Origin of the sequence: Streptomyces sp. NPDC051569, from assembly GCF_044454085.1 — a bacterium.
Taxonomy (GTDB): Bacteria; Actinomycetota; Actinomycetes; order Streptomycetales; family Streptomycetaceae; genus Streptomyces.
On the sequence record NZ_JBITDJ010000018.1, the window covers coordinates 1 to 24,069 of the forward strand.

The following is a 24,069-nucleotide window of genomic DNA, read 5'->3' on the forward strand; positions in this document are numbered from 1 at the left end:
CGCTGTGGCTGTCCGCGATCCGCGACGCGTTCTCCCGCCGGGTCGTGGCCTGGGAAACCTCCGCCCGCGCGGACGCCGACCTGGTCCTGACCAGCATGGAGTACGCGCTCGCCTCCCGCGAGGTCGAGCCCGGCAAGCTCATTCACCACGCCGACCACGGCTGCCAATACACATCCATCAAGCTCACAACTCGCCTTGTGAGAGCGGGAATTGAGGCGTCGATGGGTTCGGTCGACGACAGTTACGATAACGCTCTGGCGGAGAACCTGTGGATGCTGACGAAGACCGAGTGCGTCCGCGGTCGCGTCTTCGCCACCAGAGCCGAAGCCAACCTCGCACTCTTCGAGTACTTCGATGGCTTCTACAACAGCCGGCGCATCCAGAAGCGGCTCGGCTACCTCAGCCCGATCGAGTTCGAGGAGAAGCACTACTCCGATCAGGCAACGACCAAAAGAGCGAACCTGAAACCCCGTCAACCCTCCTTGACCAACTGATCGGCACCTCCCGAGCAACGGGGGAACCTCAGTGCCTGATCCGGTCCAGGCAGCAAAGAACCCCGGGCGGCTGGCCTGGGGGTTTCCGTTGGAGCGGGTGACGAGAATCGAACTCGCGCTCTGAGCTTGGGAATCAACGGTTCTTGAACAGGTGTCTTGGCTCTGACCCGCATGTTTGGTCGATACGTGTGAGGTTGGCGTGGTCTCCGGACGCCGTACATGACCGGTGTTGTCCGCTCCGCTGGGCACGGATGGGGCACGGGTGGCGACAGTGCACCAGAACCTGCTGAGGTTCATGCTCCGGGTGGCCTGGAGGGTCAGAGAGGGATGATGCGGACCTGGCTGCCGCAGAGCTTGGTCATGTCGTCGCTGTCGGACGTCAGGAGGGCGACCGGTTTCGGCTGGCGCAGTGCGACCTCGGCGACCGTGGCGTCGATGGCGTACTTGTGCCCGTGCAGCCCGGCGCCTTTGAGGAGCTCCGCTGCCGCCTTCGCCGCTTGTTCGGTGACCGGTTCCACCTTGACGCGGGACAGGGCCCAGTCCAGACGAGGCATGTTGGTGCGGGAGTGGCTGACTTCCACGATGGTGTTCGCCCCGATCACGAGGTCGGCTCCCATGTCGTGGAAGACCTGCAGCATCGCGAGAAGCTTGCGGTCCTGCGCGATCCAGGCGGACAGCCCTTCCGAGTCGAGGACGACGGTCTCGATGCGCTCGCTCACGCGGCGTCCGCGCCCTTGGCGGGGCTGGCGCCGCCGAAGATCTTCGCGTGTGCCTCGGCGAGTTCCTCGTCGCTGAAGTGACCGTGTTCTTCCTCGTGCCGGCGAAGGTCGTCGCCAAGCAGCTGGTGCCGGATCTGGCGGGCCACGGCTTCCGCCACGTACCCGGAGACGTTGTCCGTGAGCTTGCGGAGCTCCGCCACTTGGTCGCTGGGGAGCGTGACGGTGATGCGAGTCGTTGAGGACATAAGCCAAGCATACTGGAGTATGCACAAATTGCCCGGGCTTCTGTCCTCGGCCCTGACGGCCGAGACTGCATGCTCCGGGTGGAGCAGGCAATGGTCGCGCTCCGACTGTCCGCAGCGGGGTGAGGGCCCGGGCCCGGTGCCGCTGGTGGGCAAGCGAAAGGCCCCGGTCGCCGACCGGGGCCTCCATTGAAGAGCGGGTAACGAGAATCGAACTCGCGCTCTGAGCTTGGGAATCAACGGCTCTTGAACGGCTGTAGTGGCTCTGACCTGCATGTTTGGCTGGATCGGTCGAGGCTGGTGTGGTCTCTGGCCACCGCACTTGACCGCTGCTATCCGCTCCGAAGGGCACGAATGGGGCACGAGGGTGATCGATGTCGCCGTGCCGTGAGTGGGGAAGCGTCACCGTGCTGGATCAGGCGCTTGCCGTCGTGCGATTTCATCCCTGGCGATACAGGCGGTCGGCGGACCGCGTCTCAGCGCGGTCACCAGCGAGGTGCGACGTGAGGTACTAAGGTACCGTGGATGTGGAGGTGGGATTCATGACCACGGCTTCGAAGCCGCCCCGGCAGTCGCCGCTCAAGGTGGACCCGGCGACGGACAAGTTGATCAGCCAGGGCGCGCATTTCCTGGGCCTGACGAAGAAGGACCTGGTCGCGGAGGCGGTACGGGTCTACCTGGACCAGAGGCGTGAGGATTTGCGTGAGGGCATGGTGGAGGCGCTCAGCGTCCTGGACGGCTCCCTGAAGTCGGACGTCATGCTCCTGACCGGGCTGACATCGGAGGAGATCGACGCGGTCGGCGGGATCGACGAATGACCGGCCCCGCTGCGATGCGTCCCGCCAGGCCCACCCTGCGATGCCTATGCGATGACCTCGGACTCCCCCTGCCGGCGGTGACCGACCCCCTGGACGAGATCGAGCACCCGATCCTGGCGAAGACCGCCGAGCAGTTCGCGGCGGACGATGCCAAGCATGAGCGCATTCGTGCTGTCGATGACCAGGTGTTGTTCAAGGTGAAGGTCCAGCGCTGGCGCGGGGCGGTCTGGGTGGACGCCGATCTTCCGTGGCTGGTGGCGGCCGGCCGCCGCGAGGACGGCTCCACCGACGACTTCTACGCCGCTCTCGAAGCTGACGGCAAGACCGCCCGAACCCGCTACAACGCCGGCAACGCCGACGCACTCAAGTCCGCCACGTACACCGCCCACTTACTCCCCGCTCGCGAGGACCACGTCCGCTATCGCGCCGAAGCGGGAGTCCGTTTCGTCCGGCGACTCCGGACTACGGTTCTGACCCTGAGCCGTTCTACCCTCCGGGACGGCCAGGAACACACGGTGGATTTCGACACCTTCACCGTCGGCCTTCAGGTCCGCGCCGACGACGGCCACGAAACCTACCTCGCGGTGCGGATCACGGGTTCGGTCCCGCCACCTCACCACTTTGATCCTGCGCAACGTCCCCGGCTGTGAGGCCGACGGCTGGTACCCCGAATACGCCCTGCCGGAGCGGGACCTGCTCCCCGCCGAACAAGCCTGGTCCAACCTGATGGACCCTCGCGAAGCCGCCCGACTCCTCGACACAGAGCCGTAGCAGCCGGAACAGAAACAAGGCCCAGGTCACTGACCTGGGCCTTCATTAAAGAGCGGGTGACGAGAATCGAACTCGCGCTCTGAGCTTGGGAATCAACGGCGCTCCGGAGGGCGGAAGTGCTCTGACCAGGTGTTACTTGGGTCCGCAGGCTGTACGGGAGCCGGTTGGATTGACCGCTTCTGACCCTGGTGTACCGCCCTGAAGGGCTGGGATGGGGCTGGCCCGTCAGAGAGCGATAGCGGGGACGGCTGGGTGGCCCGAGCCGGTACGACGGGGACTTCCGTCCAGAGCCCGTGCCCTCTCGCGAACGGTTCGGTCCCCCTGTCCACCCGCGCATGCCTGCCCAACGGCGTGGGATGCGACCAGGAGTGCTGAGGTCGCACCTCTTGACGAAGTTGGCCGCAGCTACCAGCCGCTGGGCCGATCCAGGCGATCATCTTCTTGTTGCCGCGCACGGCCAATGACACCGCCTTGCAGTCGAGTACGAAGACCCAATAGCCGCTGTCTGTGATCACCCGCCCGCTTCTTCGTGAGGCCCCGGCATCGTGCCCTCTGGAGGCACCGCGCTCGTGCACGGCGGCAAGATCTTTCAGCTCCTCAAGCATTGCCATGCGCTTGCCCTCGGTTATCGGGCCATGTACTCGCTGGAGTCAGGTGATTCGACATAAGGCCAGGTCGTTGGGGGGTTGCGTCGCTAACCCGGTGATCCCTCACTGTGTCCCGCAGCCGGGCACTCGTCCGGAACCCTCGACTTGCTGGAGAACACATGCCCACCGAACGCACTGCGATTGCCGCACTGGGCGCAACCGTGGCCGCTCTGATCGCTGTCAGCCATCCCGCACTTATTCCAGCGATGTCGATCGCCCTGGCCGTCTGGGTGGCGCTCGCGCTCTACTTGAAGCTTTGATGCTCCGTTCAGTCACGCATGTTAGGGAGACCGAATGAAGAACGAATCAGACCGGACACCAGAGATGGCCTGGGGGGATAACGATGCACCCTCAGCTCTGCAAGCGCCCTCGCCTGTCGACTGGGGTGCGGACGACGACGTTCCGTCCGCGTTGGACATCCTGGATTCGGTGCCTGTCGGCTGGGCGGCAGCCGACGACGTACCACGCGCCTTGTACATCCTCGATTCGACTGAAGACTGACCCAAGTGTGGCTCTTACCCCGGTCGCGGGTCCGAGAAGCCGTATCTCAACCGATCTTGGAACGTGCGAGTCGAGCAGGTTTTCCGCCGGGGTGATCTTCTCGTTGTAGGCGCATGAAGACAGGGCCTCTCGGTAGCTCGGGGATGCGAATCTGACCGAGCAGGGCCGGGAGGCCCTGGTGTCGTTGTTGTACGTGTCCGAGCCAGTTGACTTCAACTCGACTGCTCCATCGTGTGATTGCCAGGCGCATGTGTACGGCAACGGGGACGACCATCCGGACCGGGAACGCCGGTATCCCTCCGACATGACGGACGCGGAATGGGCGGCCATCCGGCCTCTGCTGCCGGTGCCGGCCTGGCTCCAGGGCCGGGGCGGGCAGCCCGAGAGCTACTGCCACCGGCAGATGCTGGACGCGATCCGTTACCTGGTCGCGGGCGGGATCTCCTGACGGGCCATGCCCGTGGACTTCCCTGGCTGGGGCCGGGTCTACGCCTTCTTCCGCCGCCGGCGCGAGCACGGGCTGATCGCAGAGTTCCACGACCGGCTGTGCGGAGGGGTGCGTGAGCGGGAAGGGCGTGAGGCGGGGCCAGGCTAGACACGCCTCGCGCCTAAAGGCCCTCCGGGCTGACGCCACTTGGACGGCGTACCACACATCGTGGCGGGTCATACGGTGTGCTCGGTGCCGCGCATTAGGGGCGGGTTGAGAAGCCAGGCGCCTCCGCGGCGGTAAAGGGTGGCCGGGCGACCGGTGGGAGGGAAGCGTTGGTGGCCGGTGGCCCTGACGAAGCCTGTGGTGTTGAGAACCTTGCGGCGGAAGTTGCTCGGGTCCAGTTGCTGACCCCAGACTGCCTCGTAGACACCGCGCAACTCGCTCAGGGTGAGGCATTCCCCGCAGAAGGCCGTGGCGACGGCGGTGTATTCGAGCTTGCTGCGGACGTGCTCCAAGGCGTCGGCAAGGATCGCCGGATGATCGAACGCCAACGCCGTTTCTTCCTGCTCCAGTTGGGACACTGGCGCCCAGTAGGCGCGCTGGGCATCCGTGCCGCCCATGGGAGCCGGCAGGTCTGGGCCCAGTGCGAGATAGGCGATGGTGACCACTCGGCCCCTTGGGTCGCGTCGGGGGTCTCCGTAGGCGCCGAGTTGTTCGAGGTGCAAGTTGTTCCCGTCGATTCCGGCCTCCTCATGGAGTTCACGAAGTGCACCCTCGCGCAGAGTCTCGTCCTTCTGGACGTATCCCCCTGGCAGTGCGGGGTGCCCGAGGAAGGGCTCCACCCCGCGCTCGATCAGTAGCACCATCAACTGCCCGGACCTGATCGTGAAGATCGTCAGGTCGACGGTCACCCAGGACGACTCCACTTCGGCGGAGTCTTTCAGCCAGCGATCCACGAGAACCCCTAAAGGTCATATTGACTTAAACGTATGAGTCCACTTATGGTCCCATAGACCAAAACTCAACGAGGGCGGTGTCAGGGCATGTTCACTTCCCATGCGCCATCGGCCAAGGAAGTGGTGGACGTTCCTTCCGCCGCCACCCGCCACTTATGCAGCGGCGTGTACGTCGACGAACGGTTCCGGAATCTCGTGATCGACGAGGTGTGCACCGCCCCGTACCGCAGGGTCGCCCCGTCCTACGGGTTCGACATCGTCCCCGTCATGCGCCACGCGTGGCGTGCTGCCGCGCTGACCGCGCTGGTACGGGGGACAGTGGTCGCCGGAGTGGGGGCCCCGGTTCTCATGGGCGCCCTGCCCACCGCGATCCTGGTCTCCTGCGGTCTCGCTCTCCTGTGCCTGATGCCGCTCGCCGTTGAGCTGAGGAAGCTGGACCGGGAGCCGGAGTTCGGCCGGATCGGACGGGGCGGGCGTAAGGCCAGGAAGGGGAAAAAGTCCAAGCGCCGGGGGCTGGGAACGGTACCGGGCCCTCGGGCCCTGTCGAGGTGGCTGTTCCCCCGGAGATATTCGGAGAGCGCACACGCCCTCAGGCGCGTCGGCTGGGCCGCGCTGTCCCTGACGCTGGCCGGTCTGACGGTCGGGCTCACCCATCCCCACCAGGCAAGCGTTGCCCTCCACATAGGCGCCGGCATGATGTTCGTATGCCTCGGTGTCGGAGCCGTACGGCAGTTGATACTTCAACGCGTCCTGCGGGCGCCCACCCTGCGGCCCCGGCACCTGACCCGCCGGGAACGGGCGGCGGACACGGAGCAGGGCCATACCTGTGCGGTCTACCGCCGCGCTCGTCACAGCGAGGACGACGACGAGGATGACTTCGCCGTCTTCACCCTGTTCGGTGACGAGTCGCCCTTCATCGGGGCAGGTGAGCTGGTCTACCAATGGAACCCGCCCATGAGCATCCAACTGCTGCGCCCCTGCGACGACGACGGCGTGCCGCTACACGAACGCGAGCATCCCGTCCCCCCGTTCCACGCGCATGAACTGGTCGACTATCTGCGCGAGGCGGTCCAACTGCTCGACACCGACAGCCAGGACGTCCGGCTGCCGACACGGGTCACCGACCGCGTTTATCTCGCCGAGACCGATGTGGCTGTCGACCGTTCCCTTCTGACCCGAAAGTTCGACGCAGCCCGGCTGCGGGAGATCATCAACACGCCGGGATCGAAGGAGTATCACTTCCTCGAGGTGACCTCTCCCGCCGAGGACGCGGAGTTCGTCGCGACGGTCCTGCTGCACATCAGTGTTCAGGGGCGCACCTTGAGCATCTCCACCGCCGCGTGCGTCCTCGCCCACACGCCGAGGTCTTTCCAGCGCACCGCAGAGTTCGGGCACCACGGGGTCCTGGCCGTCCCCTGGGCGGCTTTGCGTGAACTCGCCATGCTGCCGTCGGAGATCCAACACTCCTGGCGAATCGTGCGATATCTCTTTTCCCTGGGGAAGGCAGCCGTACTGCCTCGCGATCTCACCTCCACACCGATCCGCAACGTTCTCATCGGAAGTCGGGTGAGTATACGGGAAAAATCGGCGCAGGAATGGTCCAAGATCCAACTGGAGAAGACCGACATTCTCGGCCGGATGAAGACGATCGAGCGCCGTCTACTCCGGGCCGCCGGCGACTTCCTGATCAATCACGACGTGGACGCGTCCGAGTTCAACGACCGCGCAACTAAAATCATCAACAGCGGCATCTTCAACTTCGGCGACAACAACAATTTCAACAACAACGCCGTGGGCGATGCCGCCCAGGTCGGCGCGCCCGCAAATGAGTCGGCAAGCATGAATCCCAGCGGTGGAGGGGAAAAATGAACACCAATCGCGGCATCATCAGTCACGGCAACGGAAATACTTTCAACAACAATACCATCGGGGAACACGCCCAAGTCTCCCTGTCCGCACCCTCTCAGCACCCAACGCACGCCGCCGACGTCAGCGCGGAGGATCAACCGGCACCCGCCGGGTGGGACATCGGCGTGGTCACGATCCTGAGTGAGGAACTGCGCTCCATCGTTGACGAGTTGAAACTGGAACGGCACAAGGCAGATGGGGGGCTGTACTTCTACCAGGGCGAATACACCACCCCTGACGCGACCGTACGTATCGTGGCAACCCAGAGCCAGAGTCAGGGACAGCGCTCGGCGATGGCCGCCCTGGAAAACCTGCGTCGCCACTACGCCCCGCAGATGTGGGCCCTCGTAGGCGTGGGCGGTGGAATTCACGACCAGCACGCGCGTATCGGTAACGTCATTGTCTCCACCGAAATCGTGTACTACGAAAATCGCAAAATTAATCCGCTGGGGGACGTCCGCCGACGCGGGGAACACCGCCAGGCACCCGCGCCGGTCGTCCATGCAGTCAACGCCTTCTTCACCGATCACGGAACTCCGGCACGGATCCACGGCCAACTCGCCACGCACAGCTCGGACGAATTCGAGGTCTACCCAGGCTTGATCGGGTCCGGCGAAGCGGTTATCGCGGACCGAGAGAGCGATATTCGCAATTGGCTCAAGAATTATCACGAGAAGGTCCTGGCAGTGGACATGGAAGCCGGTGGACTGAGCCAGTACTGGCAGGAGAACTCGGTCCACGGCGAGCCCAACCCCGGCTGGATCGTGATCCGGGGCGTGTCCGATAATGCCGACCAGGACAAGGGCCACGGCTTTCATGAGTTGGCGGCCCGGAATGCCGCGTACATCCTGCGGAAGCTCCTGCCCTACCTCTGCTGACTGTCTGCGAACGCGAAAGCCACCCGACCGAAATCACCCACCAGGGAGATGGCTCGCATGACTGCTTTCCTGCTCGGAGTCCTCAGCTCGTTGGCGGCCAGCGCACTCATGTTCGTCCTCGGCCTCCTACACGGCTCTCGCCCCCTGTGGTGGCTGGTCGCGGTCTGCTCGCGGCTCACCGGTACCGGACTCGGCCGCGTCTACCGGCACCAATCTTCCGCCGAAGGCGACATCGCCCGCGACCTTGGCCGGGCCCGCTGGATCAAGGTCCTGGCAGGACGGGGAAACGTACTCACCCGTGAGGTCTTCTCGCCTCTGTGGTCGGGTGAACTCTCCCCGGGGTCCGTTCAAGTCCTGCTGCCTGAAACTCTTACACCGGGCGACTCCTGGCTCGACCGGCGCTCACACGACCTGTGCCTGTTCGATCCCGGCTTCACGCCCGACCTGCTCAAGACCCAAGTCGAGGCGAACATGAACTACCTCGCACAGGTGACCCGCGCCCAACCGCACATCGAACTCCGCAGCTTCAACCTCCCCAACACCTGCCGAGTAATCGCCACGGACCGGGCGGCCTACCTCACCTTTTACAACAGCCACAGCCACGGCAGGAACTCCCCCTGCTTGTATGCCCGGGCCCCCGGCCTCCTGTACTCAATAGCCCTCCAGCAGTTCGACATGGTCTGGGCGAACAGTTCCCCAGCCCGCCCCGCAGCCTGACCATTTCCGGCCCAATTGGCACTGCTGATTTCCCGTCAAGCAACTCTGAGCTGTGCGGTGGCACACCTCCTCCTGTATTCCGTTGGCGTACGTACCACACTCATGACGTCCTTTGCTCGGCACCGATGGGCCGGTGCTGTCGCAGACGCACTTGGTTCGCTCCGCTTTCTTGCAAAGGATCTTGAGCATAGGTGGGTCGCTGGGAGACCAACGCAGCTTCTGCTGTGCGTGTGTCGCAGCACCGAGGGGAAGGCGGCGCTGCACGACGTACGAGGCACGATCTACCTCTTGTTTTTGGCCAACTTCTGCCAAGACAGCGGTGGCATCAGCAGGAGTCGAGCACCGCAGAGCTGCAGTCGATGTAATGATCGGCCTATGACGGGCTGGATTGGGGCTCGCCTTGCTGCACGTCACCGGCGGCAGGCTGACGAGTCGATATGAAGTTCCCCCCGCGAACTGGACAGCGGGTGTTTACGCTGCTGGGGTGAGGTTCTGCCTGAGCAGGTATCTCGTTTCGAGCGGGGTGACGTACCCGTAGTCGGGGTGCCGACGGAGCCGGCTGCGGTTGTACTCGACCTCGATATAGCGGAAAACGTCGGCCCGGGCAGCCTCGCGGGTCTCCCACACCGTTGTCCCGATCTCCGCTTTCAGGATGGTGAACCAGCTTTCCGCGGCGGCATTATCGTAACAAGAGCCGACACGCCCCATCGACTGCCTCATGCGCAACTTGCGTATTACGGTGCGGAATTCGTCACTCGTGAACTCGCTGCCGCGATCCGTATGCATGACGCAACCCTGCTCCAGGCCGCCACGCCCGGCCGCCATCCGCAGGGCAGCGACCGGTAGCTCGGCGCGGTGGTGATCGGCCATCGCCCAGCCGACCACCTCCCGCGTCGCGAGGTCGATACAGGTCGCCAGATACAACTTCCCTTCCAGCGTGACGAGTTCGGTCATGTCACCGACGAGCCGCATCCCGGGCCGGGGCGCGGTGAAGTCCCGGCCGATCAGGTCGAGCGCGAACACCGCCCGCTTCGCCTGCCGGGTCAGGCCCCGCCGCCGACGGCGGGTGATCCCGACGATCCGGTGCTTGCGCATCAGCCGCTCGAATCCTTCCTCGGCCGCAGCCACCGGAAGACGCCGAACCATTCACCCTGTCCCGGGCTCCGTTGCCTCGGAGGGTCCAGACTAGAAATGGGAAGTGGACCGGTGCTGCGTTGACGCGCGCCGAGTTGGGTCAGCGGCTGGCGCGGATCATCACGCTGAGGACCGGCGAGGCCGGTGATGGTTGGCTCTGGCCGATTTCCTCGTAGCCCCATGACTTGTAGAGCGCGTGGACCTTTCCGTCGCCTGCGGCCGGGTTGACCATGAGGGTGATGAACGGCTCCTCGCGGATGCTGAGGAAGGTGTCGTGGATACGCCGGGCGGTGCCTGTCTTGCGCCAAGTCGGTCGGACGCCGATCTCCTTCAGGGCTACGGCCGGACGCTCGGAGTATTTTTCCGCCGGCTCTGGGCTGGTGCGCTGCCAGTAGCGGTTGCCGTGCTCGATGGTGGTGCCGTAGGTGTAGCCGACCGGGTGTCCGTCTGCGTACGCGAGTACGGCTGCGAAGCCCGGCTCGGTGCCGTGGCGGTCCAGTCGTTCGCCGAAGGCCGTGATCGCGTAGTTCGGCAGGTGGAGGAGTGGGGCGCGTACGTCGGCGTATATGTCGAGGAGATCGCCGCGAATCGTGTCGAGGGTGGTGAACGTGCGGAGTTCGATGGCGGGCGCAGTGGTCATGCGGGAGTCCTCCAGAGAGCGGCGTGCTCGTTCCAGGTCTGCACGGTGGAGCTGCCCGGGGCGGTGGCGCGCAGCGCGGCTCCGAACTCTTGCAGCATGCGCGCCACCCGGGCGTGACGGGTGGCGGCGTCGGTGGGCACCTTCATCGCGGTGGCCGTGGCGGCGTCGGGCGCGCCCTGCGCGAGCTGGGCGTGGGCGAGGCGGGTTGTGGCGATGGCCCGGGAGCGGACCATGTGGGGTCGCAACGCGGACAGGCAGCGGTGGGCGTGGAACTCGGCGGTCGGGTGGTCACCGAGCGCCAAGTGCGCGGAGAGGGCCAGGGAGTCCAGTTCGGCCTGGTCGTAGAAGGCGCGCATCCACATCGGCCGGTAGTCGGCGGGGTCGGCACGCAGCATGGCTTCCTGCGCCTGGTCGAACGCACGGTGGGTGCCGGCGCGGTTCTGTGCGGTGCCGTGGATGGCCCCCTGTCGGGCTAGGCCGAGGGAGGCGAACAGGGGGTCGCGGCGGGTGAGGTGCAGGTTGCGGGCGACATCGTTGGCGGCGATCGCGTCGGCGGGTCGGCCCATGTGCCGGTACATCGTGCCCGCGTGACTCCAGATACGGAACTTGATCGCCTGGTCGCCTGACATTTCGGCGAGGGCCTGGGCCTCGCGCATGTGGGCCTTCGCGACGTCGTAGCGGCGGCCGTCGATGGCGGCCCACATGGCCGAGGAGCGGAACGCGGCTGCGGAGGCGTACAGGCTGCTGCGTACGCGCTGGGAGGCGCTGCCCGCGTGCTGGAGGTTCAGTGCTTCCTCGGCGAGCGCGGCGGCCTGCTGCTCGATGCCGAGTTGTCCGCCGTGGCGGTGGTCGCTGGCGACGATCTCGGCGAAGCGCTGCTGTAGACGGTCGACATCGCCCATGCCGATGCGGCGGGTTGCGGTGCCAGGGGCGGCTGCTGCCGCTGCGGCAGCCGCGGCAAGGCCACCGACGAGGGTGCGGCGCTTCATGTCGGGGTCCTCCTGCTGCGGTGCGGCTGGGGTGGACGGAGGGCGTCTCCGTGGCACGAACCCTAAAGCCGTGGCGGGCAGGCCGGTGACGTCTTCAAGTGCCCTGCGGGTTGCCGACTTCGGCCACGTCACCCGACCTGCCTTCCAGGCTCGGATCGATGACCCGTCGAGCCCGCCGGCCCGCCCGGTCAGGTGCTCCAAGGCCCTGTTCACCGCGTCAGCAAGGCTGTTGGAGCTGTAGCCGTGTTCGGCCATCCACACCGCAAGAGTGGTGTTGCGCGCGATGTCCATCGACGCACGGTAGCTCGTTCGTCACTCATTCGCCAGGCAAAGGGGAGGTCAAATCGCCCTAGGTCATCCCGTGGGCTGGGCCCGTGATTGCCCTAACCAGTCTGTGGCGAGGCGGAGTTATCTGGTTGTTGGTCGGCCGCTACGTGAGTGCGGGCGGCTGTTGACGGCTCGGTCGGCCCTGGCGTTTTCCTGCGGAGGACCGAGCGCCGAGACAACGCGAAGGCTCCACCCCAATGACGAGTCTCAGTAGGTCTGTTCTGGCCGCTTCCGTCGGCCGTCCCGCTTATAGCCAGAGTTTCCCGTGCGAGCCGTCGACGGCCGAGATCGGCCGCCGGTTTGTTCGGGAAGTCCTCGGCGTATGGCACCTCGACAACCTCGCCGACCGTGCTGCGTTGGTTGTCACCGAGCTGATTGCGAACGCCGTCAGGCATACGCCGTGTCATGAGATCCGCCTGATAGTCGGACGGCCGACGGGGACCCGGGTGCGTATCGGGGTCGTGGACCGGGCGCCGTGGTGCCTGCCGACTCTCGGCCAGGCGGATGACGAGGACGAGTCGGGTCGCGGACTGTTCCTCATTGATGCCGTCGCCGACGGTTGGGGTTACGACTTGCACGGCTCGGCCGGGCATCCATGGGCCAAAGAGGTCTGGGCCGAACTCCGCGTCAAGGGCGACGAGTGAATACCACCGCTCCGCAGCGCACCTGCCACTCCTGGACGCCGTCCGCCTGTCCCCCCGAGGGCCTGGCGCTTGGGCAGGTGCGCCACCGGGGTCTGTCATTCCGGTCCCGGGGCTGCCCAGCGCTCAACTGTCGGGCGGCCGAGCGGCCGTCCCTGCTACCGAGAACGGGGGAGTCTTCCGTGGAACGGCAATGGATCACTGGTGACTGCTGGCTCGGGTGCGGGCGCTCGGAAGTGCGGGTGATCTGGCTCGGCCCTGTGCAGTGGGACGGGCAGCACGCCCCGTTCTTCGCGTGCGAGCCGTGCCTCGACCGTCTCAGGGCTCAAGCCTTCGCCTACGCCATGGAACGACGACCGGCGTCTGCCTGATCGGACTTCCGGCACACGACTTCCCGGCGTACGGCGACGGCGCCCGCGGATTGCCTCTGCGGGACACGTCAGCTCGTGCCGGGCGGCCAGGAGCCCCCGAGGAGCCACTGGCAGATGCTCCGAGTGAGGGCGCCTGGAGACACCACAACACAGCAAGAGACCACCACATATGAGGAGTCGCCAGGTATGACACGCAGCACCGCAGTTCTCAGCCACACCCAGGCACGTCTGCAGAGCCCGGGTACGTCAGACGGCTTCGACCTGGACGTCTCTCTCGTCGAGATCGCCGACCCGGCAGGTCTGGTCAACCTGACCGACGACGGCTGCGGCTCCACCTGTGGAGCCTGCACCACCAACGTCGCCTGACTCGGACCTCAGGTCACTCCGGGCTGGTGCCGCCGCGCTGCAGCTCGGCGGCACCAGCCGCCCGTCCCTCGTTCTACGGAGGTCATTGGTGGGCACTCCGCCCGAAGCGTTCCGAACCGGCACAACCGCTCTCCTGCGCGCCGTTGCTCGGCCGGAGCTGTCAGTTCCTCCGATTCCCGACCTCGATGACCGTTCGACCAGCAGCTCGGGTGTCTTCGTGGCGTGGCTGCGCGCGGTCTGGGCGAACGAGGACATCGCCGAGGCACTGCAACACTCCAGCCCGGCCCTCGCCACGCAGGTACGGACCTCGTGCGTGGCCGAGAATCCCTCTGCGCGGGACACGCGGCGAGCGGCGCTGTCTGTCGCCCGCTACCTGCTGCGGTCCCAGTACCGGGCGACGCCCTTCGGACTCTTCGCAGGCGTGGCCACCGCAGCGTTCGGCCCGCAGGCCCGTTCAGCCTGGGGCACACGCCACGTGGCCATCGGCCGCGCGGGGGCGGAGTGGTTGGCTGCCGTGGTTGAGCGGTTGGAGTCGTGCCCGAACCTGCTCGACCGGTTGCCTGTCGTCGCGAACAACACGGGCACGAGCAGGGGAGATCGGCTCATTCTGCCGTTCCAGCCCGACGTACAGCACGATCGGACCCGTACGGTCGAAGCATCCCTGGCCCTGACGGAACCGGTGCGCGCCGTCCTTGCCGCGACGCGGGCTCCGATTCGTGTCGGTGCGCTCGTGGACAAGTTGCGGACGCAGTTTCCCGAAGCCGGTCCGGAGAAGACGAGGCGTCTCCTGGAGGAGTTGATCCGGCGGCGGGCACTGATCACGAGTCTGCACGCACCGAGCACCGAGACTGACGCCCTCGGACATCTGCTCGGCCAGCTCGACGCGATCGACGCCGGGAATCTCGCCTCGGTCGCTGAGACGGTACGCGAGTTGCGCGCGATCCGTGCCGGCCTGGGGGAGTGCGCCACGCGTGGCGGCCGGGAGAGCGTCGCAGCTCGGATGCAAGCCCTGTCGCCCGGCCTGCGCCGGCACCCCATCGCCCTCGATCTCCGTCTGGACGCCCACATCGTTCTGCCGGACGAAGTAGCACGCGAGATTGAGCGCGCCGCCCTTGTGCTGACGCGGTTGAGCCCCCGCCCCTACGGGACCGTCGCGTGGGGTGAGTACCACCAGCGGTTCTACGAGCGTTACGGCATCGGCACGGTGGTGCCGCTCCAGGAAGTGGTCGCCGACAGCGGCGTCGGCTATCCGGACAGCTACCCGGGCACTCCGGCCGGCGGGCGTCGGCCGCGTCTATCCGCTCGGGACGACATCCTCGTACGGCTCGCCCAGACCGCCGCGCTCGACGGCCGCGACGAAGTGGTCCTCACGGACGAACTCGTTGCGGCGCTGGACGTCGGGCCCGACCAGCCCCGAGTACCACTGCACGTAGAGATGGGTGTGCGGGTGTACGCGGCCGACCTGCGGGAGTTGGAGCGCGGGCTGTTCCGGCTGGAGGTCGTGAGCGTGTCCCGTGGTGCCGGCGTATCCACGGGCCGCTTTCTGAGCATCCTGGACCCTGCGGACTCCGATGCCCTGGCCGCAGACCTGACCGATCTCCCGGCGGCGGACAGCAACACCGTGCCCGCGCAGCTCTCCTTCCCGCCGCTGCTCCCCGAGAGCGCCCACGTCGCCCGTACGCCGCAGGTCGTGCCCACCATGATTAGCCTCCAGGAGCACCGAGCCCCGGACGGCGCCGTCCTCAACCCGGACGACTTGGCGGTGGGGTGCGACGGGCACCGCATGTATCTCGCCGCCCCCGAACGAGGTCACCGCGTCGAGGCAGTCGGCATGAATGCGCTGAACCCGCGCACCCATACACCGCCGCTGGCGCGCTTCCTCGCCGAGCTTTCTCGCGCCCAGTACGCGCAGGTGACCATGTTCGACTGGGGCGCCGCATCGGCGATGCCGTTCCTTCCTCGCCTGCGATACGGGCGTACGGTGCTGGCCCCGGCACGCTGGCGGTTGGAGGAGTCCGAGCTGCCCGGCCGCGCCAGCCCCCGGGCCGAGTGGGATGCCGCGCTCACCGACTGGCGGGCCCGACGAAGGCTGCCGAGCCGAGTCCACCTCGTTGAGAACGACCGGCGTCTCTTCCTCGACCTTGATGAGGCCGGCCACCGGACGCTGCTGCGCCGACACCTCGACCGTACGCGCCCGGCTGTGCTCGTCGAGGCACCGGAACCGGAGTCGTACGGCTGGTGCGACGGCCGCGCCCACGAGGTCGTCGTGCCCCTCAAGGCGACCCGGCCGCCGACGTGGCCGTCCCTGCCCGCCCCCATCCAGGCTCGTGCCCTTTCTGCGGACCAGATCCAGACCCCCGCCTTGTCCTCGGTACTTTTGGCCACTTTGTACGGAGACCCTCGCCGCCAAGACGCCCTGCTCACAGAGCACTTGCCCGACCTCCTCGAACGGCTCGGCAAGCCGCCATGGTGGTTCATCCGCTTCCGCGACCCCGGCCAGCACCTCCGCCTGCGCATTGCCCTCCCCGACCCGGGGGCCTTCGCCCAGACGGCCCGTACGGTGAGCGAGTGGGCGGACGAGCTGCGTAGCGTCGGTCTGTTGGCCGATCTGCGATACCCCACCTCCTACCGCGAGATGGGCCGCTGGGGATCCGGCGCCGCGTGGGCCGCGGCAGAAGAGGTGTTCCGGGCGGACTCGCGTGCCGTCCTGACCCAGCTCGCGCAGCCGCAGCGCCCTGCCCAGCGCTCCTTGGTCGTGGCGCATACCATCGCCATCGTTTCCGCGTTCCTCGGCAGTACCGAAGCCGCGATGCGGTGGCTGATCGACCACATCCCGCAGACTGCCCCGGTGCCTGTGCCGCGTCCGCAGTTCACCGAGGCCGTACGGCTCGCCGATCCCCGCGACAACTGGGCGGCGTTACGAGCTGTCCCGGGCGGACACGCCGTTGTGTCGGGATGGGCAGACAGAGATACGGCCCTCGCCGCATACCGGTCGCACCTGCCAGGCCCGGACACCCAAGGCATCGCCATCGACGACGTCCTGACCTCCCTGCTGCACGTGCACTTCGTGCGACACGTCGCGGTGAACTTCCCGGAAGAAGAGGTGTGCCTCTACCTGGCACGCGCTGCGGCACTGGCCTGGACTGCCCGTGCCGCAGGGAGGGCAACGTGACCGCCCACCCCGCACTGGAGTTGGTCGACGCCATCGCCTCCCAACTCGCCGACCCCGCAGTGGTGTTCTCTGGCCGCCGGGCAGCGTCCGCCTACCGGCAGCACCTCGCTTACGGCCCGCCCGGCATCGCACTCCTGCACATCGAGCGGGCTGCGAGTGGCCTTGGCCCCTGGCAGCCTGCCCACGAGTGGCTCGCCGCCGCCTCCCGCCAGCCGTTCACCAGCGGCCCCGACAGCCACCCCTTCTACGGAGTTCCCGCCTTCGCCCAGGCTCTGTCCTGCGGCGCAGACCACTTGCCTGGTTCCTACCTGCGCGCTCTGAGCACGGTGGACCGACAGGTCGCGGCCGATGTCGGGCGCCGTCTCGATGCCGCACACCGCCGCATTGATGCCGGGCGTCCGCCGGTCCTCGCCGAGTTCGACACCATTCGGGGCCTCACCGGATACGGCGCCTACCTCCTGCGCCGCGACCCCGCTGGCCCCATGACGAGCGCCGTCCTCGACTACTGCGTACGCCTCACCGCACCGATCACCCAGCGCGGCGAGAATCTCCCGGGCTGGTGGACGGAGACCGGGCCCTCGGGCAGCCCGGACGACCGGTTCCCCGGCGGACACGCCAACATCGGTATGGCACACGGCGTCGGCGGCGTGCTCGCGCTCCTGGCCCTCGCCGCCCGGCAAGACACTGTTGTTGACGGACACCACACGGCACTGCGCACCATCCTGGCGTGGCTGGACCGCTGGCGCGAGGAGACGGGCAGCGGACCGACCTGGCCGTACTGGGTCACCCGCAGTGAGCTGCGTACCGGTCACCTCACCCCGTCTGCACCCCGTCGGCCGTCCTGGTGTTACGGCACCACCGGCCTCGCCCGTGCCCAGCAACTCGCCGCGCTCGCCCTCGGCAACACCGGTCGCCAGATCGACGCCGAGAACGCACTGGTGGCCGCCCTCACCAATCCCGAACAACTGAAGGCCACGACGGACAACGGCCTGTGCCACGGCTTCGCCGGCCTTGCCCACGTCGCCGCCCGTGCGGCCGAGGACGCCCACCCGTCGACTGTGGACCAACTCCGGGCCGCCATTCCGGCCCTCCTGGCTGCGGTCCACCCGCCGGGCGCTGATCCCGAGTTCACCGCAAAGACGCTGATTCAGGACGACGAACGGGGCCCCGGTCTCCTCGACGGCGCCGCCGGTACAGCCCTGGCCTTCATCGCACCAAGTACCACCGCACCGCCGCAATCCGCCTGGGACACCTGCCTGCTCATCGCCTGATCCGCCGACCGAAGGACCCTCTTATGCCTCTCGACCACTGGCAGCAGCACAACATCACCTTCGCTGATCGCGAGAGCGCGAAGCGCGTCATTTCCGAGCGTCTCGGTCCGGCCCTTCTCGCGGCCGAACAGGATGGGCAGCTCAGCACCTGGTGGTTCATGAACAAGCAACCCTGGCCGCTGAGATACCTCGCTGACGAGCCCTCCCCAGTCGTGGAGTCGCTGCTGAGTGATCTCGTCGGCGACGGTGCGGTCGTGTCGTGGCTGCCCTGCGTCTACGAGCCCGAAGTCGACGCCTTCGGCGGCACGAACGCCATGGACGCTGCCCACGAACTGTTCCACAGCGACTCCCGCCACCTGCTCACCTACCAGCCGAGCCCGGAGCACCTGGGGCATCGGGAGACCGCCGTCCTGCTGGTGAGCGCCATGATGCGCGGTGCGGGACTCGACTGGTACGAGCAAGGAGACGTATGGGCGAAGGTGGCCGCCCTCCGACCGGCCACCATCCCACTACGATCCGAACGAGCCGCCGAACTGGCCCCGGCACTGCGGAAGCTGATGACCGCCGACGCGCATGACCTTTGCCGCCCGAAGGGCTCCTTGTATGCACACGACGCGTGGGTGGACGCCTTCGGAGGGGCAGGAGCCGCGCTCGCTGACCTCGCCCACCGCGGCGCCCTCACCCGTGGCCTTCGAGCCGTTCTCGCTCACCACGTCATCTTCCACGCCAACCGGGCGGGTCTCCTTCTGGACGACCAGAGTGCCCTGTCCACCATTGCCAGAAAGGTAGTCATGGAAACGAGTGACAACACCGCGTTGCCCGACCGGCCCACGGCCCGGATCGATAGCGTCGCCGCGGTGAACAACGACTCGATCACCGCCCCCACGACGGAAGCCGAGCGGCTCCGTAACGCCCTGGTCGACCAGCTTCGTGCGGACGGGCACGTCCGCACGACCATCGTCGAGACCGCGTTGCGGACCGTGCCACGCCACGTGTTCGTGCCCGACGCGCCGCTCGAAGACGCCTACGCCGACGCGCCCGTGCACATCAAGTACGACACCGACGGCACATCGATCTCCTGCGCCTCCCAGCCGGGGGTTGTCGCCCTTATGCTGGACCAACTCGATGCCCAGTCGGGCGAGCGCATCCTCGAACTCGGCGCCGGCACCGGTTACAACGCGGCCCTGCTTGCCCACCTGGTCGGCGACAGCGGACACGTCATCACGCTCGACGTCGACGACGACCTGGTGGAAGGTGCCCGCGTACATCTGGCCGCCGCCGGGATCACCAACGTCGAAGCCGTGACCAGGGACGGAGCACTCGGCTACGCCGAAGGAGCGCCGTACGACCGGATCATCGCCACAGTCGGCGCGCACGGCGTGCCGCACGCCTGGTTGCGGCAGCTCGCGCCTGGCGGCCGGCTCCTCGTCCCCCAGCGCCTCAAGGGCAGCGTCTCCCGTTCCATCGCCTATGAGGAGCGCGACGGTCGATGGGTATCCCTCGGCAGTGAGATGAACACCTTCATGCCGCTCCGGCGAGGCATCGCCGACGACGACCGCCGAGTCATCCCGCTCAGCACGGACGGCACCGTACGGCTCCAGGCACCTGCCGGGCAGGAGATCGACACTGATGCCCTCGCGGGAGTCCTCGATCAGCCGCGCACCGAGGAGTGGACCGGTGTGACCGTCCGCGCCATGGAGTCGCCGGAGTGGATGGAACTGTTCGTCACCTGTTCCCTCCGCTCCGGCCTGATCCGGATGTTGTTCCCCCAGAGCGCCAAGGGCGGTCTGCTCACCGAGGATCCCTACCCCTCGTCGACCGCGACCGTCGACAAGGGCTCCGTCGCGTACCTGGCACGGCGCCTGTCCGAGCGGAAGACCCCCGAGGGCGGCAAGCTCTGGGAGTTCGGCGTCGTCGGCCATGGCCCCGGCAGCGACGAACTGACCGCAATTGTCGCCGACGCCATCCGCGCCTGGGACCGCGAGTACCGCGACCGCGAAGCCACGTTCGAGATTCAGGCTCTCGACGCCCCCGCCGTCGAGCAGCGTGCTGGCCGCTTCGCTCTCGACACCCCGCTGAACCGCATTGTCGTCGACTGGCAGTGACGCTCCACTCGCATCCCTGACGGGACCCGCCTCCGTACCCCGGCGGGCCCCGTCACCTCAGCAGTTCTGACTCACACCCGGGGGAGCCATGGACCCGTACGGACCCACAGCCCAACGCTTCCCGCTCGTCGCCCGATTCCGGCCGGCCTGCCTGCCCTTACCCAGGCGCGTGAGCGCGCTCGTCGAACTTGCCGACACCGCAGCGAAGAAGACCGACCAGGGCCTTGCCTCGGCCGTCTACAACCAGGCCGCACTCATCGCCTCCGATGTCGGACTTCCCGACCTGGCGCGCGAGATGTGTCACCAGCACGCCGCCGCCTACCTCCATGCCTGCCCGCTGCCCGGCATGAGCGCGATCCGGGGGCTGGAGCCCGTCGTCAACCTGGCCCGCCTCCAGATCCGCGCCGGCCGGGCAGACGAGGGCCGCAGGCGACTGCTCGACCTGTATGAGGCGGTCGGGGCCGGTTCGACGGCTTGGTTCGAGGGAGTCGAGGTACCGGCGGACCTCACCGCGACGGACGAGGACCGCCAAGAGGTCCGCGCGTGGCTGTGGCGCGTACTCCTCGCCGACGGGACACGCACACTCACCACCGAGGGCCGATGGGCCGAGGCCCTGACACACCTCGAAGCGCACAACGGCGTAGGCAAGCGGATGCTCGACGGGCGTCAAGTCGCCGTGCTCGCCGCTCTTGTCGCAGGTGACGTGGATCGAGCTGACCTTCTCCTCGGCGAGACGTTATCTGGTGACCCTTGGGAACAAGCGGTCACGGCATGCCTGACGGTCCTGTGCCGCCGCGACGCCGGGCAGCCGATCGACGATCACTTGGCGTGCCTTGTGACGACCTACGCAGAGTGGAAGCCCGAACCTGGAATGACCGTCTTCGACATCCGCCTCGGACTTACCGTCCTTGACGCGATCGGTTCCGTCGAGGCCCTCGCGGCACGGCGCATTGTCGACGAGTTGCACTGCCGGGCTACGGACGCCGAAGACGGCTACGCGGCCCGCGAGAACGTGGCGAACCCTCTGTTCACCGCGCTTGCCACGGACCGGCAAGAGCAGGATTGCCGCGCTCTCGTGCGTGCTTCTGCTCTCGGGGCAGGGACCCTCCCGGATGGGCCGCGAGGACAACTGAAGGTTGCTCTGCACGCCAGCGGCAGTGCGATCCGGGAGAGTCTCGTACGCCCCCGCCATCCCTGACGCGTACTTCTGCGGTGAGTGAGGTTCCCCCTGTCGGCTGGACAGCTTGATACTGGGACGGATGGTCCCGGAGGAAGCAGTCACAGGTAGTGAGTGACAAGAGCAACATGAGTAAGCGGTACACGGCCGAGTTCAAGCGGGACGCGGTCGCTTTGGCGTTGTCCTCGGAGAGGACGGTCACCGAGGTCGCGAGGGATCTAGGTGTGAGTCCGGAAGGGCTGCGCGGGTGGGTGAAGCAGGCGAAGATTGACCGCGGTGAGGGGCCCGTCGGGGCTTTGACCACTGCGGAGCGCGAGGAGCTGGTCCGGCTGCGGCGGAAGGTCCGCGAGCAGGAGGCCACGATCGAGGTTCTGGGAAAAGCGACCGCCTTCTTCGCGCAGGACAAGATGAGGTAGACACCGTGGCACGGTGTCGTCTCATCGATGCGGAGAAGGCATCGGAGGATAATCCTGCAGGTCACAGCGTTGCGTTTCTGTGCCGTGTGCTGGGAGTGCCCCGTTCCACCTACTACGCGCACAGGGCGTCACGGCCGGCCCGGACGGTGCGGGAGCGGGCCGAGGAAGTGCTGGTGGGCGAGATTCGGGTGCTCCATGCCGGATCTCGCAGTGCCTACGGGGCCCCGCGGATCCACGCCGCCCCGCGGCGGGCCGGGCGGGTGGTGAACTCCAAGAAGATCGAGCGGCTGATGCGCAAGCACCGGATCGTCGGGATCACCCGCCGTCGGCGGCGGGGCCTGACCCGGCAGGCGAAGCGGGCGGTGTTCGCGCTCGACCTGATCGGCCGGGACTTCACCGCGCCCCGGCCCGGGACGCGGCTCGTCGGTGACATGACCGAACTCGTCACGCTGGAAGGGAAGTTGTATGCAACGCCGGTTCTGTCTCCGCCGCCCCGCGCTCTCCACGGAGTTCATGGACAGCCATATTGCATCCGCAACGTTGCGTCGACTCGCATCCATGTGACCCAGTTCACATAAAATGCGTCTCGTTATTTGAGAAGCCTGGCGTGGAAAGGCTCCTACGTGCCACGGAAAGCCGCTCAGAAGTGGCTCCTGCCAGCAGATAGGGCTGGTGAAGGGCTGGCTCATCCCGAAATGGACTAGACAACAAACAACCCTCGGGTCATTGACCTGGGGGTTGTCGTGGAGCGGGTGACGAGAATCGAACTCGCGCTCTGAGCTTGGGAAGCTCATGTTCTACCATTAAACTACACCCGCGCGGCGTTCCAGCTGACTGGCGTCGCGTCGTGGGACATGTTACCTCATTGCAGGCTCCGGGCGCGTTTCGCCTCGGGGCCTGTCGTGCGTTCAGGGGGTGGACGCGGGTGTGGGGCGCGGGAGTTGGGGCGTAGGGTCGGTGTCGGAGTGCCGCTGGGGAGAGGGTCCTGTTCATCCTCTACTGTGGGCCTTTGTCCGCGTTTGTTGGGGAAGGGACCTGATGGACTTGATCGAGCGCACCGTTGTCCGCTGTGCCGAGGGGCATGTGTTCAGTACGACGTCGTTCCCGATGCAGCAGCTCGGCCCCGGGCGGATCGGGCCCGGGCGGCTGATCCGGTGTCCGCGTTGCGCGCGGTTGCGGAGCGCCGTGCCCGTGGAGCCGGCGGAGCCGAAGCAGCGCTGACGGTGGTCCGGCCGAGGCGCGCGGGGCTGCCCGATTGGGGTGGGCTCGCGCGCTCTGCGTATCCTCGGGGCGTGCTTCTCTCAGACCAGGACATCCGGGCCGAGCTCGATTCCGGACGCGTGCGCCTCGACCCGTACGACGAATCGATGGTGCAGCCCTCCAGCATCGACGTGCGGCTCGACCGGTATTTCCGCGTGTTCGAGAACCACCGCTATCCGCATATCGATCCCGCCATTGAGCAGGTCGACCTGACACGTACGGTCGAACCGGAGGGCGACGAGGCGTTCATCCTCCACCCCGGGGAGTTCGTGCTCGCGTCGACGTACGAGGCCATCTCGCTGCCCGACGACATCGCGTCCCGGCTGGAGGGGAAGTCCAGCCTCGGGCGGCTCGGGCTGGTGACCCATTCGACCGCCGGGTTCATCGACCCCGGTTTCTCCGGGCATGTCACGCTCGAACTGTCGAATCTCGCGACGCTTCCCATAAAGCTCTGGCCCGGGATGAAGATCGGACAGCTGTGCCTGTTCAGGCTCAGCTCGCCGGCGGAGTTCCCGTACGGCTCCGAACGGTACGGCTCGCGCTACCAGGGGCAGCGGGGGCCGACGGCCTCGCGGTCGTATCTCAATTTCCACCGGACGCAGGTGTGACACGGCGATGACCGGAAGCCGCGAGAACCTGACGTACGAGAAGTTCGGCCGTGCCGTCCGTGAGCTCGCGCAGACCATCGCGGACGACGGATTCGAGCCGGATGTCGTCCTGAGCATCGCGCGCGGCGGGGTTTTCGTCGCCGGTGCTCTCGCGTATGCCCTGGACTGCAAGAACATCCACCTGGTGAATGTCGAGTTCTACACGGGTGTGGGTACGACCCTGTCCATGCCGGTCATGCTGGCGCCCGTACCGAACGCCATCGACTTCTCCAACAAGAAGGTCCTCATCGCGGACGACGTCGCGGACAGCGGCGAGACGCTCAAGCTCGTGCACGACTTCTGCGTCGACCATGTCGCCGAGGTGCGCAGCGCGGTCATCTACGAGAAGCCGCAGTCCCAGGTGAAGTGCGAGTACGTCTGGAAGAGCACGGACTCCTGGATCAACTTCCCCTGGAGCGTCGAGCCGCCCGTCGTACGCCGTGGCCGGCAGGTGCGCGACTTCTGAGCGTCC

At 66.9% G+C, this 24,069-nt stretch carries 27 protein-coding genes and 1 tRNA gene; 21 read left to right on the forward strand and 7 right to left on the reverse strand.

Features of this window, described 5'->3' with window-relative positions:
- On the forward strand, positions 1–494 hold a 494-nt coding region (locus ACIBAE_RS22775; RefSeq protein ID WP_399288552.1), incomplete at its 5' end, for a transposase.
- 317 nt (positions 495–811) lie between these two features.
- On the opposite strand, the gene ACIBAE_RS22780 is transcribed toward ACIBAE_RS22775, so the two are convergent.
- Together ACIBAE_RS22780 and ACIBAE_RS22785 are read right to left on the reverse strand one after the other, a co-directional pair.
- Positions 812–1,213 carry a DNA-binding protein gene (locus tag ACIBAE_RS22780; RefSeq protein ID WP_399288555.1) on the reverse strand — a complete coding sequence of 134 codons (402 nt, stop codon included), beginning with the start codon at positions 1,211–1,213 and terminating at the stop codon, positions 812–814.
- A complete protein-coding gene (locus tag ACIBAE_RS22785) occupies positions 1,210–1,458 on the reverse strand; it encodes a hypothetical protein (RefSeq protein ID WP_399288557.1) in 249 nt (82 codons plus the stop codon). The genes ACIBAE_RS22780 and ACIBAE_RS22785 overlap by 4 nt, the downstream gene beginning before the upstream one ends.
- Before the next feature lie 539 nt (positions 1,459–1,997).
- Here ACIBAE_RS22785 and ACIBAE_RS22790 point away from each other — a divergent pair.
- The 6 genes from ACIBAE_RS22790 to ACIBAE_RS22815 all read left to right on the forward strand — a co-directional run bounded on the left by ACIBAE_RS22790 (position 1,998) and on the right by ACIBAE_RS22815 (position 4,787).
- A complete protein-coding gene (locus ACIBAE_RS22790; protein WP_030595208.1) occupies positions 1,998–2,273 on the forward strand; it encodes a hypothetical protein in 276 nt (91 codons plus the stop codon).
- Between the two features lie 77 nt (positions 2,274–2,350).
- Complete coding sequence (locus ACIBAE_RS22795; protein ID WP_399288560.1) at positions 2,351–2,923, forward strand: hypothetical protein; 573 nt, start codon at positions 2,351–2,353, stop codon at positions 2,921–2,923.
- Between the two features lie 887 nt (positions 2,924–3,810).
- Entirely contained in the window at positions 3,811–3,951 is a 141-nt protein-coding gene (locus tag ACIBAE_RS22800; protein ID WP_360172487.1) for a hypothetical protein, read from the forward strand.
- A 34-nt stretch (positions 3,952–3,985) separates the two neighbouring features.
- Positions 3,986–4,192, forward strand: a complete 207-nt coding sequence (locus ACIBAE_RS22805) for a hypothetical protein (RefSeq protein WP_399288562.1) — start codon at positions 3,986–3,988, stop codon at positions 4,190–4,192.
- Between the two features lie 304 nt (positions 4,193–4,496).
- Positions 4,497–4,640 carry a transposase gene (locus ACIBAE_RS22810; protein WP_399288565.1) on the forward strand — a complete coding sequence of 48 codons (144 nt, stop codon included), beginning with the start codon at positions 4,497–4,499 and terminating at the stop codon, positions 4,638–4,640.
- 6 nt (positions 4,641–4,646) lie between these two features.
- Positions 4,647–4,787 (forward strand): hypothetical protein, encoded by a 141-nt coding sequence (locus tag ACIBAE_RS22815; RefSeq protein ID WP_399288567.1) that lies wholly within the window; start codon positions 4,647–4,649, stop codon positions 4,785–4,787.
- 68 nt (positions 4,788–4,855) lie between these two features.
- Here ACIBAE_RS22815 and ACIBAE_RS22820 read toward each other — a convergent pair whose 3' ends face one another.
- Positions 4,856–5,578, reverse strand: coding sequence for an NUDIX hydrolase (locus tag ACIBAE_RS22820; RefSeq protein ID WP_399288570.1), 723 nt, complete (start codon positions 5,576–5,578; stop codon positions 4,856–4,858).
- A gap of 348 nt (positions 5,579–5,926) precedes the next feature.
- On the opposite strand from ACIBAE_RS22820, the gene ACIBAE_RS22825 reads away from it, so the two are divergent.
- Genes ACIBAE_RS22825 through ACIBAE_RS22835 form a run of 3 tightly spaced genes read left to right on the forward strand, consistent with a single transcriptional unit; the run spans position 5,927 to position 9,081 of the window.
- Positions 5,927–7,447, forward strand: coding sequence for a hypothetical protein (locus tag ACIBAE_RS22825; RefSeq protein WP_399288572.1), 1,521 nt, complete (start codon positions 5,927–5,929; stop codon positions 7,445–7,447).
- Complete coding sequence (locus tag ACIBAE_RS22830) at positions 7,444–8,364, forward strand: hypothetical protein (protein WP_399288575.1); 921 nt, start codon at positions 7,444–7,446, stop codon at positions 8,362–8,364. The genes ACIBAE_RS22825 and ACIBAE_RS22830 overlap by 4 nt, the downstream gene beginning before the upstream one ends.
- Positions 8,365–8,421: 57 nt before the next feature.
- Complete coding sequence (locus ACIBAE_RS22835) at positions 8,422–9,081, forward strand: hypothetical protein (RefSeq protein WP_399288577.1); 660 nt, start codon at positions 8,422–8,424, stop codon at positions 9,079–9,081.
- A 471-nt stretch (positions 9,082–9,552) separates the two neighbouring features.
- Here the strand turns inward: ACIBAE_RS22835 and ACIBAE_RS22840 are convergent, their stop codons facing one another.
- The 3 genes from ACIBAE_RS22840 to ACIBAE_RS22850 all read right to left on the reverse strand — a co-directional run bounded on the left by ACIBAE_RS22840 (position 9,553) and on the right by ACIBAE_RS22850 (position 12,135).
- Positions 9,553–10,227, reverse strand: coding sequence for an IS3 family transposase (locus ACIBAE_RS22840; protein ID WP_399288580.1), 675 nt, complete (start codon positions 10,225–10,227; stop codon positions 9,553–9,555).
- 88 nt (positions 10,228–10,315) lie between these two features.
- Positions 10,316–10,855 carry a GNAT family N-acetyltransferase gene (locus tag ACIBAE_RS22845; RefSeq protein ID WP_399288583.1) on the reverse strand — a complete coding sequence of 180 codons (540 nt, stop codon included), beginning with the start codon at positions 10,853–10,855 and terminating at the stop codon, positions 10,316–10,318.
- The gene (locus tag ACIBAE_RS22850; RefSeq protein ID WP_399288585.1) at positions 10,852–12,135 is read right to left on the reverse strand and encodes an XRE family transcriptional regulator; all 1,284 of its coding nucleotides are present in this window, start codon (positions 12,133–12,135) and stop codon (positions 10,852–10,854) included. The genes ACIBAE_RS22845 and ACIBAE_RS22850 overlap by 4 nt, the downstream gene beginning before the upstream one ends.
- Positions 12,136–12,368: 233 nt before the next feature.
- Here ACIBAE_RS22850 and ACIBAE_RS22855 point away from each other — a divergent pair, with 233 nt between their 5' ends.
- The 8 genes from ACIBAE_RS22855 to ACIBAE_RS22890 all read left to right on the forward strand — a co-directional run bounded on the left by ACIBAE_RS22855 (position 12,369) and on the right by ACIBAE_RS22890 (position 22,268).
- The gene (locus ACIBAE_RS22855; protein WP_399288588.1) at positions 12,369–12,815 is read left to right on the forward strand and encodes an ATP-binding protein; all 447 of its coding nucleotides are present in this window, start codon (positions 12,369–12,371) and stop codon (positions 12,813–12,815) included.
- A gap of 554 nt (positions 12,816–13,369) precedes the next feature.
- Positions 13,370–13,549, forward strand: coding sequence for an FxLD family lanthipeptide (locus ACIBAE_RS22860; protein WP_399288590.1), 180 nt, complete (start codon positions 13,370–13,372; stop codon positions 13,547–13,549).
- A gap of 217 nt (positions 13,550–13,766) precedes the next feature.
- Entirely contained in the window at positions 13,767–16,721 is a 2,955-nt protein-coding gene (locus ACIBAE_RS22865) for a lantibiotic dehydratase (protein ID WP_399288592.1), read from the forward strand.
- On the forward strand, positions 16,718–17,992 hold the full coding sequence (locus ACIBAE_RS22870; RefSeq protein ID WP_399288594.1) for a lanthionine synthetase C family protein: 1,275 nt from the start codon (positions 16,718–16,720) through the stop codon (positions 17,990–17,992). Before ACIBAE_RS22865 ends, ACIBAE_RS22870 begins: the two co-directional genes overlap by 4 nt.
- Positions 17,993–18,015: 23 nt before the next feature.
- Positions 18,016–20,097 carry a methyltransferase, FxLD system gene (gene fxlM / locus ACIBAE_RS22875; protein ID WP_399288597.1) on the forward strand — a complete coding sequence of 694 codons (2,082 nt, stop codon included), beginning with the start codon at positions 18,016–18,018 and terminating at the stop codon, positions 20,095–20,097.
- Between the two features lie 88 nt (positions 20,098–20,185).
- Positions 20,186–21,295 carry a hypothetical protein gene (locus ACIBAE_RS22880; protein ID WP_399288600.1) on the forward strand — a complete coding sequence of 370 codons (1,110 nt, stop codon included), beginning with the start codon at positions 20,186–20,188 and terminating at the stop codon, positions 21,293–21,295.
- 89 nt (positions 21,296–21,384) lie between these two features.
- A complete protein-coding gene (locus ACIBAE_RS22885) occupies positions 21,385–21,690 on the forward strand; it encodes a transposase (RefSeq protein ID WP_399288602.1) in 306 nt (101 codons plus the stop codon).
- 167 nt (positions 21,691–21,857) lie between these two features.
- Complete coding sequence (locus ACIBAE_RS22890) at positions 21,858–22,268, forward strand: IS3 family transposase (RefSeq protein ID WP_399288605.1); 411 nt, start codon at positions 21,858–21,860, stop codon at positions 22,266–22,268.
- A 166-nt stretch (positions 22,269–22,434) separates the two neighbouring features.
- On the opposite strand, the gene ACIBAE_RS22895 is transcribed toward ACIBAE_RS22890, so the two are convergent.
- Positions 22,435–22,508, reverse strand: a tRNA-Gly gene (locus ACIBAE_RS22895).
- A gap of 220 nt (positions 22,509–22,728) precedes the next feature.
- Between ACIBAE_RS22895 and ACIBAE_RS22900 the strand changes: the two genes are divergently transcribed.
- The 3 genes from ACIBAE_RS22900 to ACIBAE_RS22910 all read left to right on the forward strand — a co-directional run bounded on the left by ACIBAE_RS22900 (position 22,729) and on the right by ACIBAE_RS22910 (position 24,063).
- Positions 22,729–22,911, forward strand: a complete 183-nt coding sequence (locus ACIBAE_RS22900) for a hypothetical protein (protein WP_399288608.1) — start codon at positions 22,729–22,731, stop codon at positions 22,909–22,911.
- Between the two features lie 71 nt (positions 22,912–22,982).
- The gene (dcd, locus tag ACIBAE_RS22905; protein WP_399288610.1) at positions 22,983–23,558 is read left to right on the forward strand and encodes a dCTP deaminase; all 576 of its coding nucleotides are present in this window, start codon (positions 22,983–22,985) and stop codon (positions 23,556–23,558) included.
- Between the two features lie 7 nt (positions 23,559–23,565).
- Positions 23,566–24,063, forward strand: coding sequence for a phosphoribosyltransferase (locus ACIBAE_RS22910; protein WP_399288613.1), 498 nt, complete (start codon positions 23,566–23,568; stop codon positions 24,061–24,063).
- Positions 24,064–24,069: the final 6 nt, after the last annotated feature.

Coding starts and splice junctions, on each gene's coding strand:
- ACIBAE_RS22880 (WP_399288600.1), top strand. CDS start 20,186: ATGGACCCGTACGGACCCACAGCCCAACGCTTCCCGCTCGTCGCCCGA.
- ACIBAE_RS22800 (WP_360172487.1), top strand. CDS start 3,811: ATGCCCACCGAACGCACTGCGATTGCCGCACTGGGCGCAACCGTGGCC.
- fxlM (WP_399288597.1), top strand. CDS start 18,016: ATGCCTCTCGACCACTGGCAGCAGCACAACATCACCTTCGCTGATCGC.
- ACIBAE_RS22840 (WP_399288580.1), bottom strand. CDS start 10,227: ATGGTTCGGCGTCTTCCGGTGGCTGCGGCCGAGGAAGGATTCGAGCGG.
- ACIBAE_RS22805 (WP_399288562.1), top strand. CDS start 3,986: ATGAAGAACGAATCAGACCGGACACCAGAGATGGCCTGGGGGGATAAC.
- ACIBAE_RS22855 (WP_399288588.1), top strand. CDS start 12,369: ATGACGAGTCTCAGTAGGTCTGTTCTGGCCGCTTCCGTCGGCCGTCCC.
- ACIBAE_RS22810 (WP_399288565.1), top strand. CDS start 4,497: ATGACGGACGCGGAATGGGCGGCCATCCGGCCTCTGCTGCCGGTGCCG.
- ACIBAE_RS22850 (WP_399288585.1), bottom strand. CDS start 12,135: ATGGACATCGCGCGCAACACCACTCTTGCGGTGTGGATGGCCGAACAC.
- ACIBAE_RS22785 (WP_399288557.1), bottom strand. CDS start 1,458: ATGTCCTCAACGACTCGCATCACCGTCACGCTCCCCAGCGACCAAGTG.
- ACIBAE_RS22815 (WP_399288567.1), top strand. CDS start 4,647: ATGCCCGTGGACTTCCCTGGCTGGGGCCGGGTCTACGCCTTCTTCCGC.
- ACIBAE_RS22825 (WP_399288572.1), top strand. CDS start 5,927: ATGGGCGCCCTGCCCACCGCGATCCTGGTCTCCTGCGGTCTCGCTCTC.
- ACIBAE_RS22830 (WP_399288575.1), top strand. CDS start 7,444: ATGAACACCAATCGCGGCATCATCAGTCACGGCAACGGAAATACTTTC.
- ACIBAE_RS22845 (WP_399288583.1), bottom strand. CDS start 10,855: ATGACCACTGCGCCCGCCATCGAACTCCGCACGTTCACCACCCTCGAC.
- ACIBAE_RS22790 (WP_030595208.1), top strand. CDS start 1,998: ATGACCACGGCTTCGAAGCCGCCCCGGCAGTCGCCGCTCAAGGTGGAC.
- ACIBAE_RS22835 (WP_399288577.1), top strand. CDS start 8,422: ATGACTGCTTTCCTGCTCGGAGTCCTCAGCTCGTTGGCGGCCAGCGCA.
- ACIBAE_RS22900 (WP_399288608.1), top strand. CDS start 22,729: ATGGACTTGATCGAGCGCACCGTTGTCCGCTGTGCCGAGGGGCATGTG.
- ACIBAE_RS22910 (WP_399288613.1), top strand. CDS start 23,566: ATGACCGGAAGCCGCGAGAACCTGACGTACGAGAAGTTCGGCCGTGCC.
- ACIBAE_RS22860 (WP_399288590.1), top strand. CDS start 13,370: ATGACACGCAGCACCGCAGTTCTCAGCCACACCCAGGCACGTCTGCAG.